Source organism: Pseudomonas sp. PAMC 26793 (assembly GCF_000313235.1).
Taxonomy (GTDB): Bacteria; Pseudomonadota; Gammaproteobacteria; order Pseudomonadales; family Pseudomonadaceae; genus Aquipseudomonas; species Aquipseudomonas yamanorum.
Window position 1 is genome coordinate 24,039 of record NZ_AMXG01000034.1, and the last position, 17,156, is coordinate 41,194.

Annotated in this window: 17 protein-coding genes; all 17 read left to right on the forward strand. The window is 61.4% G+C overall.

What is annotated here, in order from left to right; genetic code table 11:
- Nucleotides 1-72 precede the first annotated feature (72 nt).
- The 17 genes from D109_RS0113935 to D109_RS0114015 all read left to right on the forward strand — a co-directional run bounded on the left by D109_RS0113935 (nt 73) and on the right by D109_RS0114015 (nt 16,977).
- Nucleotides 73-1,518 carry a flagellin gene (locus D109_RS0113935; RefSeq protein ID WP_026077954.1) on the forward strand — a complete coding sequence of 482 codons (1,446 nt, stop codon included), beginning with the start codon at nt 73-75 and terminating at the stop codon, nt 1,516-1,518.
- A 75-nt stretch (nt 1,519-1,593) separates the two neighbouring features.
- Nucleotides 1,594-1,956 carry a flagellar protein FlaG gene (locus D109_RS0113940; RefSeq protein WP_017477449.1) on the forward strand — a complete coding sequence of 121 codons (363 nt, stop codon included), beginning with the start codon at nt 1,594-1,596 and terminating at the stop codon, nt 1,954-1,956.
- A 79-nt stretch (nt 1,957-2,035) separates the two neighbouring features.
- Nucleotides 2,036-3,436 carry a flagellar filament capping protein FliD gene (gene fliD / locus D109_RS0113945; protein WP_017477450.1) on the forward strand — a complete coding sequence of 467 codons (1,401 nt, stop codon included), beginning with the start codon at nt 2,036-2,038 and terminating at the stop codon, nt 3,434-3,436.
- Between the two features lie 144 nt (nt 3,437-3,580).
- The gene (gene fliS, locus D109_RS0113950; RefSeq protein WP_026077955.1) at nt 3,581-3,970 is read left to right on the forward strand and encodes a flagellar export chaperone FliS; all 390 of its coding nucleotides are present in this window, start codon (nt 3,581-3,583) and stop codon (nt 3,968-3,970) included.
- Nucleotides 3,971-3,994: 24 nt separating this feature from the next.
- A complete protein-coding gene (locus D109_RS0113955) occupies nt 3,995-4,291 on the forward strand; it encodes a hypothetical protein (RefSeq protein ID WP_017477452.1) in 297 nt (98 codons plus the stop codon).
- A 171-nt stretch (nt 4,292-4,462) separates the two neighbouring features.
- A complete protein-coding gene (locus D109_RS0113960; RefSeq protein WP_017477453.1) occupies nt 4,463-5,938 on the forward strand; it encodes a sigma-54 dependent transcriptional regulator in 1,476 nt (491 codons plus the stop codon).
- Nucleotides 5,939-6,048: 110 nt separating this feature from the next.
- Nucleotides 6,049-7,260: a PAS domain-containing sensor histidine kinase gene (locus D109_RS0113965; RefSeq protein ID WP_032868580.1), complete on the forward strand. Its 1,212-nt coding sequence runs from the start codon at nt 6,049-6,051 to the stop codon at nt 7,258-7,260.
- A gap of 6 nt (nt 7,261-7,266) precedes the next feature.
- A complete protein-coding gene (locus D109_RS0113970; RefSeq protein ID WP_017477455.1) occupies nt 7,267-8,649 on the forward strand; it encodes a sigma-54 dependent transcriptional regulator in 1,383 nt (460 codons plus the stop codon).
- Between the two features lie 130 nt (nt 8,650-8,779).
- Nucleotides 8,780-9,112, forward strand: a complete 333-nt coding sequence (gene fliE / locus D109_RS0113975) for a flagellar hook-basal body complex protein FliE (protein ID WP_003214581.1) — start codon at nt 8,780-8,782, stop codon at nt 9,110-9,112.
- Between the two features lie 14 nt (nt 9,113-9,126).
- On the forward strand, nt 9,127-10,902 hold the full coding sequence (gene fliF, locus D109_RS0113980) for a flagellar basal-body MS-ring/collar protein FliF (protein ID WP_017477456.1): 1,776 nt from the start codon (nt 9,127-9,129) through the stop codon (nt 10,900-10,902).
- Nucleotides 10,895-11,914, forward strand: a complete 1,020-nt coding sequence (gene fliG / locus D109_RS0113985; RefSeq protein WP_017477457.1) for a flagellar motor switch protein FliG — start codon at nt 10,895-10,897, stop codon at nt 11,912-11,914. The genes fliF and fliG overlap by 8 nt, the downstream gene beginning before the upstream one ends.
- 10 nt (nt 11,915-11,924) lie before the next feature.
- Nucleotides 11,925-12,689, forward strand: a complete 765-nt coding sequence (gene fliH, locus D109_RS0113990) for a flagellar assembly protein FliH (RefSeq protein WP_017477458.1) — start codon at nt 11,925-11,927, stop codon at nt 12,687-12,689.
- Nucleotides 12,679-14,037 carry a flagellar protein export ATPase FliI gene (fliI, locus tag D109_RS0113995; protein ID WP_017477459.1) on the forward strand — a complete coding sequence of 453 codons (1,359 nt, stop codon included), beginning with the start codon at nt 12,679-12,681 and terminating at the stop codon, nt 14,035-14,037. The genes fliH and fliI overlap by 11 nt, the downstream gene beginning before the upstream one ends.
- A 3-nt stretch (nt 14,038-14,040) precedes the next feature.
- The gene (gene fliJ / locus D109_RS0114000; RefSeq protein WP_008434833.1) at nt 14,041-14,490 is read left to right on the forward strand and encodes a flagellar export protein FliJ; all 450 of its coding nucleotides are present in this window, start codon (nt 14,041-14,043) and stop codon (nt 14,488-14,490) included.
- Between the two features lie 88 nt (nt 14,491-14,578).
- Nucleotides 14,579-14,884 (forward strand): STAS domain-containing protein, encoded by a 306-nt coding sequence (locus tag D109_RS0114005; RefSeq protein ID WP_017477460.1) that lies wholly within the window; start codon nt 14,579-14,581, stop codon nt 14,882-14,884.
- The gene (locus tag D109_RS0114010; RefSeq protein WP_017477461.1) at nt 14,881-16,599 is read left to right on the forward strand and encodes a fused response regulator/phosphatase; all 1,719 of its coding nucleotides are present in this window, start codon (nt 14,881-14,883) and stop codon (nt 16,597-16,599) included. Before D109_RS0114005 ends, D109_RS0114010 begins: the two co-directional genes overlap by 4 nt.
- Nucleotides 16,600-16,629: 30 nt before the next feature.
- Entirely contained in the window at nt 16,630-16,977 is a 348-nt protein-coding gene (locus tag D109_RS0114015) for an Hpt domain-containing protein (protein ID WP_020480190.1), read from the forward strand.
- Nucleotides 16,978-17,156: the final 179 nt, after the last annotated feature.

The following is a 17,156-nucleotide window of genomic DNA, read 5'->3' on the forward strand; positions in this document are numbered from 1 at the left end:
AAGGTTCTCTAGGCCACACCCGGCGGTTGCCAGGGCCGGAAGCCGCAGTAAACAACCCACGAGGATTTCGTCATGGCTTTAACAGTAAACACTAACCTTGCTTCGTTGAACGTTCAGAACAACCTGAACAAGGCTTCCGGCGCCCTGCAAACTTCCATGCAGCGTCTGTCCTCCGGCCTGCGTATCAACAGCGCCAAAGACGATGCGGCCGGCCTGCAAATCTCCAACCGTCTGACCAGCCAGATCAACGGCCTGGGCGTTGCAATCAAGAATGCCAACGACGGCAGCTCGATTGCTCAGACCGCTGAAGGCGCCATGCAGCAGTCCACCAACATCCTGCAAAGCATGCGTACCCTGGCTCTGCAATCCGCCAACGGCTCGCCAAGCGCTGACGACCGTAAGTCGAACCAGGCTCAATACGCAGCACTGACTGCTGAATTGACCCGTATCGCTACCACCACTACTTTCGGTGGCAAGAACCTGCTGGACGGTTCTTTCGGTACCACTTCGTTCCAGGTCGGCGCCAACGCCAACCAGACCATCGACATGAGCATCGGTAACGTTGCAGCCAACAACATTGGTTCGCAGCAGCTGAAATCCCAAGGCGTTGCTCCAAGCGCAACAGGCGTTGCCGGCGGCGCACTCACCGTTACCGGTGGCGGCCAGTCCAAGAGCCTGACCATCGCTGCCGGTGCTTCGGCCGGGCAGATCGCTGCGCAAATGAACGGCGCTGTAGGCGGCCTGGCTGCTACTGCCAGCACTGTTGCCCAGTTCACCGTTGACTCCGCTGCCATCGCTGCTGCAACCCCTGCCAGCGCCAACTTCACCTTGCAAGTCGGTAGCGGTGCTGCGGTTCAGTTCACTGGCGTGGTCAAAACTTCTGACCTGGCTGACCAACTGAAGTCCAACGCTGCCAAGCTGGGCATCACCGTTAACTACGATTCGACCACTCAAGCGCTGTCGGTCAAGTCCGATACCGGTGAGAACCTGACCTTCAACGCTGGCGACGCCGGTGCTATCGCAGGCGTCAAGGTCGCCACCCTGGATGGTACCGGTACTGCCGGCACCGCCGTTGCCCTGGCTAACACCGCTATCATCGCAACCGGCGCAGTTTCCCTGAACTCCTCCAGCAGCTACTCCCTGAGCGGCGCCGGTGTGACGGGTCTGTTCGCAGCGACTGGTACTGCTGCCAACTCCATCAAAACCACCGTCAACAACACTGACATCACCACTGCTGCCAACGCACAGAACTCGATCGACGTGATCACCCAGGCGATCTCGGACATCGACTCCCAGCGTGCCGGCCTCGGTGCTGTACAAAACCGTTTCGACAACACCGTTGCCAACCTGCAGAGCATCTCCGACAACTCCAGCGCCGCTCGCGGTCAGATCCAGGACGTTGACTACGCTGCTGAAACTGCTCAGTTGACCAAGCAACAAACCCTGCAACAGGCTTCCACTGCGATCCTGTCTCAGGCCAACCAACTGCCATCCGCTGTACTGAAGCTGCTTCAGTAATAGCCATCGGTAGCTGACTGACGGAAGGGCGCGTTTACGTGCCCTTTTGTCTTTTGCGTGATGAGGAGAGTGGACATGGACATGAGCGTCAAGTTGAACCTGTCTTATCCTGCTGCCCCAGCGCCACAGAGTGCACCCGCCCCTGTGACTGCCGACTCGCAGACCCCCAAGGTTGATGCGACCGTCGCAGCAGTAAAACCCAAGCAGGAAACGAAACCGGACGACCTGGAAAAGGCCGTCAACGATATTCGCAAATTCGTCCAGGCTGCCCAGCGCAACCTGGATTTTTCCATTGATGACTCCACCCATCAGGTGGTGGTCAAGGTCATCGCGACCGACAGTGGCGAGGTCATTCGTCAGATCCCGTCGGAAACCGCATTGAAACTCGCACAAAGCCTTCACGACGCCAGCAACGTGTTGTTTGACGCTAAAGTCTGAGCTGGCATGAATTTTGTTGCTGTAGCTGCTTGAGGCGTCGTCCGTCAAGAAAGCGCCAGCCCCGATCAGGAGAAGAGTCATGGGTGATATCACGGTAAGCGGCCCGGTTACGGGGATTAATACCGAGTCGATCGTTACGGCCTTGGTGAACGCTGAACAAGCGCCCAAGCAGTCTCAGATCAACAAGCAGACGCAAACGTCGACCGCCCAACTGTCCTCGATCGGCAAGATTCAAGCGGCGCTGGATGCCTTCCGCGGCGCCATGGACAACATGACCAAGGACGCCAGTATCGGCGGCCTGACGGCGACCACCTCGGATGCCAACGTTTCTACCGTCACCCTGGGCGCCGGTGCGTCTGCGGGGAGTTATGCGCTGGTTGTCACCCAGTTGGCGACAGCCTCGAAGATTGCCACCCAGACGTATGCAGGGGGGGCGAAGACGGTCGTCAATACCGGTAGCACCGCCACGACCCTGGAAATTTCCCAGTCGGGCCAGAGCTATGGTGTCAGTGTTCCGCCGGGCGCGACGTTGCAGCAAGTGCGTGATTCGATCAACGCGCAATACAGCAGCGCCGGCCTGAGTGCCAACATCCTGACTGACTCCACCGGTTCCCGTCTGGTCTTGACCTCGACCAATACCGGCGCCGGTACGGACATTACGCTGGGTGGCAACTCCGGGCTGGACACCGGATCTTCAGTGGTAGACAAGCCGCCACAGAATGCGAAATACACCATTGACGGTACCGCTCAGGAATCCAAGAGCAATACCCTGTCCGACGCGATCAGTGGCGTGAGTATCAAGTTGACGGCTTTGTCGCCTCTGCCCACCGGGCAATCAGGAGACGCCAACCGGATAGCCTCGACCATTACCGTGACGCGCAGTACCGACACGCTTAAGAGCTCGGTAAAAGGTTTTGTCGACACCTATAACGCCCTGATGACCGCGATCAACACCGAGACCGCCGTCACCACCAACGCGGATGGTTCCACCACGGCTGCGGCCCTGACGGGGGATTCCACCATGCGCGGTCTGCAGACGGCCGTGCGTGCTCAGTTGAACGCACTGGCCGGTACGGGCACGTTGAAGTCCCTGGCCCAGTTTGGTGTTAACACTGACCAGACAACCGGCAAGCTGAGCATCGACGACAAGCTGTTCAGTGCAGCTATCTTGACCAATCCCACCGACATCGGCGGCATTTTCAACGGTGACAATGGCCTGTTGGCGCGTATGAAATCTGCGACCGACAGCTATGCGGTGACCAATACCGGTGTTCTTGCTGCGCGTTCTTCGACACTGTCGGCAAACCTCAAGGACCTGCAAAACCAGCAGGACACCCTGACCGCGCGCATGGCTGCCCTGAAGACAAGCCTGACCGCCAAGTACACGACCATGAACAACCTGGTGGCTCAGCTCACCAGTCAACGCTCCAGTGTCATGACCACGCTCAACGCGCTGAACAAGACCTCCTCGGACAGTTGATCCTCAGTGAAGCCGTCCGGTGAAGTGAATAGCTTCACTGGGCGGGACCTTCAGCAGACCGCCGGTTTAAAGTTTTTTGCGACACCGTCGACATAATAGTCAGAGCCCTTTCTTTTTAGTTGTTGCCTGTCACGAGGTAGAAACATGAATCCCATGCGAGCCCTTCGCCAATACCAGAAGGTCAATTCCCATGCCCAGGTCTCCGAGGCCAGCCCCCATCGCCTGGTTCAGATGTTGATGGAAGGCGCGCTGGACCGCATGGCCCAAGCCAAGGGCGCCATGGCTCGTGGTGACATCGCGCAAAAGGGCCTGTTGCTGGGCAAGGCGATCGATATCCTGATTGGTCTGCGCGACGGCCTCAACCCGGAAAAAACCGATGATCCGGCCGCCTTGCAGCAATTGGATAACCTGTACGCCTACATGACCACGCGCTTGCTCGAAGCCAATACCAAGAGCGATGTGGCCATGATCGACGAAGTAGCCGGCTTGATGATTACCCTCAAGGAAGGCTGGGACGGTATTGCAACACTGTAGGCCTGCTGGCCTGAGGAAGACGTTATGAGCCACGCCCTGCAACGGATTGACGAGACCCGCGAAGCCTTGATGGATGCATTGGCTGCACGTAACTGGGACGCCATCGGCGAACTGGACCTGGGGTGTCGTGCAGTGATTGACGAGGCGCTGAGCAATGCGCCGGTGGACGAAGATGCCCTGCGGGAAAAACTGGAGAGTTTGCTGGAGGTGTATCAGCAGCTGCTTGAGGTGACAACCGGGGAGCGTCAGGCGATTTTCGAGGAGATGTCGCAGATCAACCGAGCGGAAAGTGCGTCAAAGGTTTACCATCTGTTCGGCTGAAGGCTCAGTTAATCCGAACAAGGCGCGTCATTAATTTGACCGTGCACATATTTTTGACTTAACTAGTGCTATTTTCAGACGTCAGAAAGCTGTAGCGCAGAAAATGCCTACAGCTATCTAGATTGCCCCAACTCGAGGGCATTAGAGTTTTACTAGGGAAGTTGCTATTGCATGTGGCGTGAAACCAAAATCCTGCTGATCGATGACGATAGCGTTCGGCGCCGCGATCTGGCGGTGATCCTGAATTTTCTTGGGGAAGAAAATCTACCCTGCGGCAGCCACGACTGGCAGCAGGCGGTCAGCTCTTTGTCGTCGAGCCGTGAAGTCATTTGTGTGCTGATCGGGACGGTAAATGCTCCTGGCGCCGTTGCAGGCTTGTTAAAGACACTGTCAACCTGGGATGAGTTCCTTCCGGTGTTGCTGATGGGCGATATTTCTTCTGTGGACCTTCCGGAAGACCAGCGCCGTCGCGTCCTTTCCACCCTCGAAATGCCACCCAGCTACAGCAAATTGCTCGACTCCCTGCACCGTGCCCAGGTCTACCGCGAGATGTACGACCAGGCCCGCGAGCGCGGCCGTCACCGCGAACCCAACCTGTTCCGCAGCCTCGTCGGCACCAGCCGTGCGATCCAGCACGTGCGCCAGATGATGCAGCAAGTCGCCGACACCGACGCCAGCGTGCTGATCCTCGGCGAGTCCGGCACCGGCAAGGAAGTGGTCGCGCGCAACTTGCATTACCACTCCAAGCGCCGCGACGGGCCGTTCGTGCCGGTCAACTGCGGGGCGATCCCGGCAGAGCTGCTGGAAAGCGAACTGTTCGGCCACGAGAAGGGCGCCTTTACCGGGGCGATCACCAGCCGTGCCGGGCGTTTTGAGCTGGCCAACGGCGGCACCCTGTTCCTCGACGAAATCGGCGACATGCCGCTGCCGATGCAGGTCAAGCTGCTGCGGGTCCTGCAGGAGCGCACCTTCGAGCGCGTGGGCAGCAACAAGACCCAAAGCGTCGACGTGCGCATCATTGCCGCCACCCACAAAAACCTCGAAAGCATGATCGAGGTCGGCAGCTTCCGCGAAGACCTGTACTACCGCCTCAACGTATTCCCGATCGAAATGGCGCCCCTGCGCGAGCGTGTCGAAGACATCCCGCTGCTGATGAACGAACTGATCTCGCGCATGGAACACGAAAAGCGCGGTTCGATCCGTTTCAACTCGGCGGCGATCATGTCCCTGTGCCGTCACGGCTGGCCTGGCAACGTCCGCGAGCTGGCCAACCTGGTGGAGCGCATGGCGATCATGCACCCGTACGGGGTGATCGGCGTGGTCGAGCTGCCGAAGAAATTCCGCTACGTCGACGATGAGGACGAGCAGCTGGTAGACAGCCTGCGCAGCGACCTGGAAGAGCGCGTGGCCATCAACGGCCATACGCCGGACCTCGGTTCCACCGCCATGCTGCCGCCGGAAGGCCTGGACTTGAAGGACTACCTCGGCAGTCTTGAACAAGGCCTGATCCAACAGGCCCTCGACGACGCCAACGGCATCGTCGCCCGTGCCGCCGAACGCCTGCGCATTCGCCGCACCACCCTGGTGGAGAAGATGCGCAAGTACGGCATGAGCCGCAAAGAAGGTGATGAACAGGCGGATGATTGACGCCTGTTTTTCAAGCCGCTGATTAATCAGCGGTTTTTTTTCGGCACGGGTATTGCTACAGCACTCGCAACGTTCCGTTTAACTGACGGTCAGCCAAGCGAGAGAGCATGATGCCCCACGCCGCCCAACTATCTTCGGTCCCTGACACTCAGGGGCCTGCCCCCTCCGTAGAGCAGATCAGCCGTCTCGGGCTTGAACAGGCGTTTTCCCTGTTCAACCAGATGTCGAGCCAATTGACTGACTCCTACAGCCTGTTGGAAGCACGGGTTTCCGAGCTTAAAGGCGAGTTGGCCGTGGTCAGCGCCCAGCGCATGGAAGAGCTGGCCGAGAAAGAGCGCCTGGCCAACCGTCTGCAAAACCTCCTCGACCTGTTGCCCGGTGGCGTGATCGTCATCGACGACCAGGGTCGCGTACGCGAAGCCAACCCGGCCGCCTGCGACATGCTCGGCCTGCCGCTGGAAGGCGAGCTGTGGCGCGAGGTCATCACCCGCTGCTTTGCGCCGCGGGAAGACGACGGCCATGAAATCTCCCTCAAGGACGGACGCCGCCTGTCCATCGCCACCCGTTCCCTGGATGCCGAGCCCGGCCAGTTGGTGTTGCTCAACGACCTGACTGAAACCCGTCACCTGCAAGACCAGTTGGCACGCCACGAGCGCCTGTCATCCCTGGGGCGGATGGTCGCTTCCCTGGCGCATCAGATTCGTACCCCGTTGTCCGCTGCGCTGATTTACGCCAGTCATTTGACTGATGAGCAGTTGCCGGCGGCCACTCACCAGCGTTTTGCCGGGCGGCTCAAGGAGCGCCTGCACGAGCTGGAGCATCAGGTGCGCGACATGCTGGTGTTTGCTCGCGGCGAATTGCCGCTGACCGATCGCGTCACCCCGGCCGCCTTGATGCAGTCCCTGCAAGCCGCCGCCGCCACCCATATCCAGGAAGCGTCAGTCCGTTGGCAGTGCGACAGCCATCACGGCGAGTTGCTGTGCAACCGCGACACCCTGGTGGGCGCGCTGCTCAACCTGATCGAAAACGCGACCCAGGCCAGTGGCCCCGGGGCGCGGCTCAAGGTTCACCTGTATAACCGTGGCGACACCCTGCGCCTGAGCATCAGCGACAGCGGCAGCGGGATTGACCCGGTGGTGCTGCAGCGCCTCGGCGAACCTTTTTTCACCACCAAAACCAACGGTACCGGCCTGGGCCTGACCGTGGTCAAGGCGGTCGCCCGTGCCCATCAGGGAGAATTGCAGCTGCATTCCCGGTTGGGTCGCGGCACGTGCGCGTTGATCACGCTGCCGCTGTTTTCATGCGCCGTCAGCGCGGAGTAAAAGGTCATGGCTATCAAGGTTTTATTGGTTGAAGACGATCGCGCCCTGCGTGAAGCATTGGCTGACACGCTGTTGCTGGCGGGCCATGACTACCGGGCGGTCGGTTCTGCCGAAGAAGCCTTGGAGGCCGTGGAGCAGGAGTCCTTCAGCCTGGTGGTCAGCGACGTGAACATGCCGGGCATGGACGGTCATCAATTGCTCGGCCTGTTGCGTGCGCGCCAGCCGCAATTGCCGGTGCTGTTGATGACCGCCCACGGTGCCGTGGAGCGTGCCGTCGACGCCATGCGCCAGGGCGCCGCAGATTACCTGGTCAAACCTTTCGAACCCAAAGCCTTGATCGAACTGGTCGCCCGCCATGCCCTCGGCACTCTGGGTGCCGCCGACGGCGAAGGCCCGATTGCCTTCGAACCGGCCAGTGCGCAACTGCTGGAACTGGCGGCCCGGGTCGCCCGCAGCGACTCCACCGTATTGATCTCCGGCGAATCCGGCACCGGCAAGGAGGTGTTGGCGCGCTACATCCACCAGCAATCCCATCGCTCCAGCCAGCCGTTCATTGCAATCAACTGCGCGGCCATCCCCGACAACATGCTCGAAGCCACCCTGTTCGGCCATGAGAAAGGCTCGTTTACCGGCGCCATCGCCGCCCAGGCCGGCAAGTTCGAACAGGCCGACGGCGGTACCATCCTGCTGGACGAGATCTCCGAAATGCCCCTGGGCCTGCAAGCCAAATTGCTGCGGGTATTGCAGGAGCGCGAAGTGGAGCGGGTAGGGGCACGCAAGCCGATCCAGCTGGACATCCGTGTGGTTGCCACCACCAACCGCGACCTGGCGGGCGAAGTGGCGGCGGGGCGCTTCCGTGAGGACCTGTTCTACCGTCTTTCGGTGTTCCCGTTGGCCTGGCGCCCGTTGCGCGAGCGCCCGGCAGACATCATCCCGCTGGCCGAACGCCTGCTGAGCAAGCACGTCAATAAAATGAAGCATGCCCAGGCGCGCCTGTCGCCCGACGCTCAGGCCTGCCTGATCAGCTACCCCTGGCCCGGCAACGTGCGGGAACTGGACAATGCGATCCAGCGCGCTTTGATTCTGCAGCAGGGCGGCTTGATCCAGCCTCAAGACTTCTGCCTGGCCATAGGCACGGGCGCAGCGCCGTTGCCAAGCCTGGCGGCCGCGCCACAGATTGAAGCCGCGCCTGCCGAGTCGGCCGGTGCCTTGGGCGACGACCTGCGCCGCCGCGAATTCCAGATGATCATCGACACCTTGCGCTCCGAGCGCGGCCGCCGCAAAGAGGCCGCCGAGCGCCTGGGTATCAGCCCGCGCACCTTGCGCTACAAGCTGGCACAGATGCGCGATGCCGGGATGGACGTGGAAGCCTACCTCTACGCCACCTGAAAATTCTCAAAGCCGACAGGGCCAGTCGCCTTTTCTTACAGAATGCCACGGAGCTGGCACCCTTGTTGCTACCACCCCTGTAATCGCTGTGTAGTGTCAAAAAATTGCGGGTCGTCGGAGAGAGAAGGTCATGAGCCAAGGTGTTGAGTTCAATCGGTTGATGTTGGATATGCGGTCCATGCAAATGGATGCCATGGCCCAACCGAAATCCGCTGCGCAAGCCGTGCCGGAATTGGGCCAGAGCAGCTTTGCCGACATGCTCGGCCAGGCCATCAACAAAGTCAGCGATACCCAGCAGGCCTCCAATCAGTTGGCCACCGCCTTCGAGATCGGCAAAAGCGGCGTGGACCTCACCGACGTGATGGTCGCCTCGCAAAAAGCCAGCGTTTCATTCCAGGCCTTGACCCAGGTGCGCAACAAGCTGGTTCAAGCCTATCAAGACATCATGCAGATGCCGGTTTAAGGACGATTTGAGTCATGGCAGAAGCAGTCGTGGATAACGCACCCGCCAAGGCAGACGGCAAGCCGCCGCTGTTTGGCCTGTCGTTCCTGGAAAACCTCTCCGAGATGACCATGCTGCGTCAGGTGGGCCTGATGGTCGGCCTGGCTGCCAGTGTGGCGATTGGTTTTGCCGTGGTGCTGTGGTCCCAGCAACCGGATTACCGCCCGCTGTATGGCAGCCTCGCGGGCATGGATTCCAAGCAGATCATGGAAACCCTGGCGGCAGCCGACATCGGCTACACCGTCGAACCGAATTCCGGCGCCCTGTTGGTCAAGGCCGATGATGTGGCGCGTGCGCGGATGAAGCTGGCGGCAGCCGGCGTCACTCCTTCCGACGCCAATATCGGCTTTGAAATCCTCGACAAGGACCAAGGCCTGGGCACCAGCCAGTTCATGGAAGCCACCCGCTACCGTCGTGGCCTGGAAGGCGAGCTGGCGCGGACTATTTCTGCATTGAACAACGTCAAGGGTGCCCGCGTGCACCTGGCGATTCCGAAAAGCTCGGTGTTTGTACGCGACGAGCGCAAGCCCAGCGCCTCGGTACTGGTCGAGCTGTTTGCCGGCCGCTCCCTGGAGCCAGGCCAGGTGTTGGCGATCATCAACCTGGTGGCCACCAGCGTTCCCGAGTTGAGCAAGTCGCAAATCACCGTGGTCGACCAGAAGGGCAACCTGCTGTCCGACATGGCGGAAAACTCCTCGCTGACCATGGCCGGCAAGCAGTTCGACTACAGCCGCCGCATGGAAAGCATGCTGACCCAGCGCGTGCACAACATCCTGCAACCGGTGTTGGGCAACGATCGCTACAAGGCTGAAGTGTCGGCTGACGTGGATTTCAGCGCGGTTGAATCGACCTCCGAGCAGTTCAATCCGGACCAGCCTGCCTTGCGCAGCGAGCAATCGACCACCGAACAACGCACCGCCAGCAATGGCCCACAAGGCGTGCCCGGTGCCTTGAGCAACCAGCCGCCAACCCCGGCCACGGCGCCGCAAACCACCGGTGGCGCTGCCGCTACCGCAGGTGCGGTGCAGCCAGGCCAGCCGCTGCTGGACGCCAACGGTCAGCAAATCATGGACCCGGCCACCGGCCAGCCGATGCTCGCGCCGTACCCGGCCGACAAGCGTCAACAATCCACCAAGAACTTCGAGCTTGACCGTTCCATCAGCCATACCAAACAGCAGCAGGGCCGGATCAATCGCCTGTCGGTGTCGGTGGTGGTGGATGACCAGGTCAAGGTCAACGCCGCGGACGGCGCCGTTACCCGTGCACCGTGGAGCGCTGACGAATTGGCGCGCTTCACTCGCCTGGTGCAGGACGCAGTGGGCTTTGATGCCAGCCGGGGCGACAGCGTCAGCGTGATCAACATGCCGTTTTCCGCCGAGCGGGGCGAGGTGATTGCCGAGGCCGCGTTCTATACTCAGCCGTGGTTCTGGGACATCGTCAAGCAAGTGCTGGGTGTGCTGTTCATCCTGGTGCTGGTGTTCGGCGTGCTGCGTCCGGTGCTTAACAACATCACCGGTCACGGCAAAAAACAACTGGCCCTGGCCGGTGGCGACGTCGAGTTGGGTGGCATGGGCGGCCTCGATGGCGAACTGGCCAACGACCGCGTGAGCCTCGGTGGCCCGCAAAGCATTCTGTTGCCGAGCCCGAGCGAGGGTTATGACGCTCAGTTGAACGCAATCAAGAGCCTGGTGGCCGAAGACCCGGGTCGTGTGGCCCAGGTCGTGAAAGAGTGGATTAACGCAGATGAGTGATAGCCGAGCTGCAGTAGCCAAACTCTCCCGGGTCGACAAAGCCGCCGTGCTGTTGCTGTCCCTTGGAGAAACCGACGCCGCCCAAGTGCTGCGCCACATGGGCCCCAAAGAGGTTCAGCGTGTCGGCGTGGCCATGGCGCAAATGCGCAATGTGCACCGCGAGCAAGTCGAGCAGGTGATGAGCGAGTTCGTCGAGATCGTCGGCGACCAGACCAGCCTGGGCGTCGGCTCCGACAGCTACATTCGCAAGATGCTCACCTCGGCCCTGGGCGAAGACAAGGCCAACGGCCTGATCGACCGCATCCTGCTGGGTGGCAATACCAGTGGCCTCGACAGCCTGAAGTGGATGGAACCGCGGGCCGTGGCCGACGTGATCCGCTACGAACACCCGCAGATCCAGGCGATCGTGGTGGCGTATCTCGACCCCGACCAGGCCGGCGAAGTGCTTGGCCATTTCGACCACAAGGTGCGCCTGGACATCATCCTGCGCGTCTCGTCGTTGAACACCGTGCAGCCAGCGGCCCTGAAAGAATTGAACACCATTCTCGAGAAGCAGTTCTCGGGCAATTCCAACGCTTCGCGTACCACGTTGGGCGGCATCAAGCGTGCGGCCGACATCATGAACTTCCTCGACAGCTCGGTGGAAGGCCAGTTGATGGACTCGATCCGCGAGATCGACGATACCCTGTCGGTGCAGATCGAAGACCTCATGTTCGTATTCAACAACCTCTCCGATGTCGACGACCGTGGCATTCAGGCGTTGCTGCGTGAAGTCTCCTCCGACGTGCTGGTACTGGCCCTCAAGGGCTCGGACGAAGGCGTCAAGGAAAAGATCTTCAAGAACATGTCCAAGCGGGCTTCCGAACTGTTGCGCGACGACCTCGAGGCCAAGGGCCCGGTGCGCGTCAGCGACGTGGAAACTGCGCAGAAGGAAATCCTCACCATTGCCCGCCGTATGGCCGAAGCCGGAGAAATCGTTCTCGGTGGGAAGGGCGGCGAAGAAATGATTTAAGGCGCCGCGCATGTCGAACAAAGATGAGACGCCCAGCGATCTGATTCGCGCACGGGACGTCGGAGGGTTCGACGTCTGGTCGTTGCCCAGTTTCGACCCGCATCGCCCGGAGCCTGAACCCGAGCCGGTAGAAGAAACCCCGGCCGAGATGGAAGAAGTGCCGCTGGAAGAAGTCCAGCCGCTGACCCTGGAAGAGCTCGAAAGCATTCGTCAGGAAGCCTACAACGAAGGGTTTTCCACCGGCGAGAAAGACGGTTTTCGCAGCACCACCCTCAAGGTTCGCCAGGAAGCCGAGGCGGCGCTGAGCGTCAAGCTCTCCAGCCTGGAAACCCTGATGGGCAGCCTGTTCGAGCCTATCGCCGAGCAGGATTCGCAGATCGAAAAAGCCATGGTCGGGCTGGTGGAGCACATCACCCGCCAGGTGATTCAGCGCGAATTGGCCCTGGATTCCACGCAAATCGAAAGCGTGATGCGCGAAGCCCTCAAGCTGCTGCCCCTGGGCGTCGGCAATGTGCGGCTGTACATCAATCCCCAGGATTTCGAACAGGTCAAAGCCCTGCGCGAGCGCCATGAAGAAACCTGGCGCATCGTCGAAGACGCCGCGCTGCTGCCCGGTGGTTGCCGGGTCGAGACCGAACACAGCCGTATCGACGCCACGGTGGAGACACGCATCAGCCAGATCATGGCCAAGCTGTTTGACCAGTTGCACGAGCAGGCGCTGCACCCGGCAGAGCCGGACTTGAGCGTCGAGCTGGACACCCCTGATGCGCCTTGACCGCACCAGCTTCGCCAAGCGCCTGGGTGGCTATGCCGAAGTCACTGAGTTGCCGGGCCAGCCAATCCTGGAGGGCCGCCTGTTGCGCATGGTCGGCCTGACCCTGGAAGCGGAAGGCCTGCGCGCCGCCATGGGCAGCCGCTGCATGGTGATCAACGACGACAGCTACCACCCGGTGCAGGTCGAAGCCGAAGTGATGGGCTTTTCCGGCAGCAAAGTATTCCTGATGCCCGTGGGCAGTGTTGCAGGTATCGCCCCCGGCGCCCGCGTGGTGCCGCTGGCGGATACCGGTCGCCTGCCCATGGGCATGAGCATGCTCGGCCGGGTGCTGGACGGCGCCGGCCGTGCCCTCGACGGCAAGGGCGGGATGAAGGCGGAGGACTGGGTGCCGATGGACGGCCCGACCATCAACCCCCTCAAGCGCAACCCCATCAGCGTGCCGCTGGACGTGGGCATTCGCAGCATCAACGGTTTATTGACAGTGGGCCGCGGCCAGCGCCTGGGCCTGTTCGCCGGTACCGGCGTGGGTAAGTCGGTGCTCCTGGGCATGATGACCCGCTTCACCGAGGCCGACATCATTGTGGTGGGGCTGATCGGCGAGCGGGGCCGCGAGGTGAAGGAATTCATCGAGCACAGCCTCGGCGAAGAAGGCCTCAAGCGTTCAGTGGTGGTCGCCTCACCGGCGGATGACGCGCCGCTGATGCGCCTGCGTGCCGCGATGTACTGCACACGCATCGCCGAGTATTTTCGCGACAAGGGCAAGAACGTCCTGTTGCTGATGGACTCCCTGACCCGTTTCGCCCAGGCCCAGCGGGAAATTGCCCTGGCCATCGGCGAGCCGCCGGCCACCAAGGGCTATCCGCCGTCGGTGTTCGCCAAGCTGCCCAAGCTGGTGGAGCGCGCGGGTAACGCTGAAGCCGGTGGGGGGTCGATCACCGCGTTCTACACCGTGCTGTCCGAGGGCGATGACCAACAGGACCCGATTGCCGACTCGGCACGGGGCGTGCTCGACGGGCACATCGTGCTGTCCCGGCGCCTGGCCGAGGAAGGGCACTACCCGGCCATCGACATCGAAGCCTCCATCAGCCGGGTGATGCCGTCGGTGGTCACGCCTGAGCACATGATGCGCGCGCAGCAGTTCAAGCAACTGTGGTCGCGCTATCAACAGAGCCGCGACCTGATCAGCGTGGGCGCCTATGTGGCCGGCGGTGATCGCGAGACCGACCTGGCGATTGCCCTGCAACCGCAACTGGTGACCTACCTGCGCCAAGGCCTCAACGACAAGATCAGCATGGGTGAAAGCGAGGCGCACCTGGGCAGTATCTTCGCTCCGGCACCCGGCGGATAAACCATGGCCAATACCCGCGCCGCACGCCTTGCCCCGGTGGTGGACATGGCCGAAAAAGCTGAAAAGACCGCCGTCCAGCGCCTGGGTTACTTCCAGGGCCAGGTTCGCCTGGCGGAAAGCAAGCTGGGGGACCTGGAACGCTTTCGCGGTGAGTACCAGCAGCAGTGGATCGAGCGCGGCAGCAAAGGCGTCTCCGGCCAATGGCTGATGGGCTACCAGGGCTTTCTCAACCAGTTGGAAACCGCCGTCGGCCAGCAGCGCCAGAGCCTGGCCTGGCACCAGGCCAATGTCGACAAGGCCCGCGACAGCTGGCAACAGGCATACGCCCGGGTCGAAGGCCTGCGCAAGCTGGTGCAACGCTACATCGACGAAGCCCGCGCACTGGAAGACAAGCGCGAACAGAAGTTGCTCGATGAACTGTCCCAGCGTCTGCCCCGCCAAAACCCCTATTGAGCACGCCACCCGTCCTACATGGATTTGCCCACTTGCCCATCACCTGCTAAACCTTGTTGCACATTGCCAATGACAAGGAAGCAGTCGAATGTCAGTCGAATCAGAAGTGTCCCTGGATGGGAAGAAAGCGACGATCACCGTCAAGGGTCGATTCGATTTCGGTAGTCACCAGGCTTTTCGTGATGCCTACGAGAAGTTCTACAAGGTGCCCGAGATCTACGTGGTGGACTTGAAGGAAACCACCTACATGGACAGCTCGGCCCTGGGCATGCTCCTGCTGCTGCGGGACCATGCCGGCGGCGACGATGCCGAAGTGCAGGTGGTCAACAGCAACTCCGACGTGCGCAAGATCCTCGCCATCTCCAACTTCGACAAACTGTTCGACCTCAGTTGAGCGTCCTGGCCCCGGTCCTCGAGGCGCTGACGGTGTTGATCGCCGAAGACAGCGCCGCCGACCTTTTGTTGCTGTCGAGCATCGTGCGCCGTCAGGGCCACCAGGTACTGACCGCCAGCAACGGCCAGGAAGCCGTCGACGTGTTTACCCGCGAGCGGCCGCAGTTGGTGCTGATGGACGCACTGATGCCGGTCATGGACGGCTTCGAGGCGGCGCGGCAGATCAAGCAACGGGCGGGGGAGGCGCTGGTGCCGATCATCTTCCTCACCTCCCTGCGCGAGAGCGAAGCCCTGGCCCAATGCCTGGATGCCGGCGGCGACGACTTCCTGGCCAAGCCCTATAACCAAGTGATCCTGGCGGCGAAGATTAACGCCATGGATCGCTTGCGCCGGCTGCAGGCCACGGTGTTGCAGCAGCGCGACCTGATCGCCCGGCACCACGACTACCTGCTGCAGGAGCAGCGGGTGGCCAAGGCGGTGTTCGACAAGGTCGCGCATTCCGGCTGCATCAACGCCGCGCCGAATATTCGCTACGTGCAATCGCCTTATGCGCTGTTCAACGGTGACCTGCTGCTGGCGGCCTACACGCCGTCGGGCGATATGCATGTGCTGCTGGGGGACTTTACCGGTCATGGTTTGCCGGCGGCGGTCGGCGCGATGCCGCTGGCGGAAGTGTTCTACGGCATGACGGCCAAGGGCTACGGCCTGGCGCAGACCTTGCGGGAGATGAACGCCAAGCTCAAGCGCATCCTGCCGGTGGACATGTTCTGCTGCGCCACCTTGCTGTGCCTCAGCGCCCAGCGCCGGGTGGTGGAAGTGTGGAACGGCGGCATGCCCGAGGGCTATGTGCATGACCTCGCCACTGGCAAGCGCACGCCGCTGGTGTCGCGGCATTTGCCATTGGGCGTGCTGACGGCCGAGGCGTTTGATGACCGCACTGAAGTCTGGCCGATGGCGCTGGGCGACCGGGTGTTTTTGCTGTCGGATGGTGTGCTGGATACTGCGGATGCCCAGGAGCAGTTGTTTGGCGCCGAGCGTTTGCAGCAGGTGTTTGCGGCCAACCGCGAGCCGGACCGGTTATTCGAGGAGATCGAGCAGGCCCTGGCGGCTTTTCGCGGCGAAGTGCGTGATGACGTCAGCATGGTGGAGATCAGCCTGCAGGCGGGGGAGGCGTTGCGTTCGCCGTCGATGGTGTATTCCGACAGCGGCCAGTCGTCGCCGCTGGATTGGTCGGTGAGTTTTGAGTTTCGTGCCGAGACGCTCAAGTCCTACAACCCGTTGCCGTATTTGTTGCAGTTGCTGTTGGAGGTTCATGGCCTGCGTGAGCAAAGCGGGGCGTTGTATAGCGTGATGGCGGAGTTGTATTCCAATGCCCTGGAGCATGGGGTGCTGGGCCTGGATTCGCGGCTCAAGCGTGATGCCCAGGGGTTTGCGGCGTATTACCGTGAGCGTAATGAGCGGCTGGCGCAGTTGAACAGTGGTTATGTGCGGGTGCATCTGGAGGTGGTGCCGACCGGGGAGGGTGGGTGCCTGACTTTGCGGATCGAGGACAGTGGATCGGGCTTTGATGTGGAGAAGGTGCTGGCCAGGCCGCTGGATGTTGACCGTCTGTCTGGCCGGGGGTTGAGCCTGGTGCGGCAGTTGAGCAGCGATGTAGGCTGGTCTGACGGAGGGCGGTGTGTGTGCGTGGAGTTTTCATGGAAGGCTCTGGCATAATCCGCCGATTCTTGATCAAGGAGCGAACAAGTGGCAGAGATTCATCTGGACCCTGATGTGCTGACTGGCTTGCAGGAGGTCATGGAGGGCGAGTATCCGAAGCTGCTCGACACGTTTCTCGATGATTCGCAGAAGCGGGTAGAGGCGCTGCGCCGGGCCCGGGATGACGCGAAGGCCCTTGGGCGGATTGCCCATAGCTTTAAGGGGAGCAGCGGTAACCTTGGGGCGGTGCGGTTGGCTGAGCTTTGTCAGTTGCTTGAGGATACGTCCGCGAAGCACGCTTTTACGGATTTGGGGCGACTGGTGGATGAGATTGACCATGAATTCGCGCTGGTGCGGCCGTTGTATGAGCATGAGCGGGAGCGGTTTCAGCTCTGACGCTTTTGGCTCTGAGGTGGTGTGTATATCCGTTATTTAGGTAACGGCGGCTTAGGGTTCCGCTCTTACAGCGGGTCACTTTTGAAAAGCGCAAAAGTAACCAAAACGCTCTGCCCCGCCTGTCGGCGCCTCGCTGTGGCTCGGCGTTCCCTCACTCCGGCACCGCGAAGCGGGCCGCC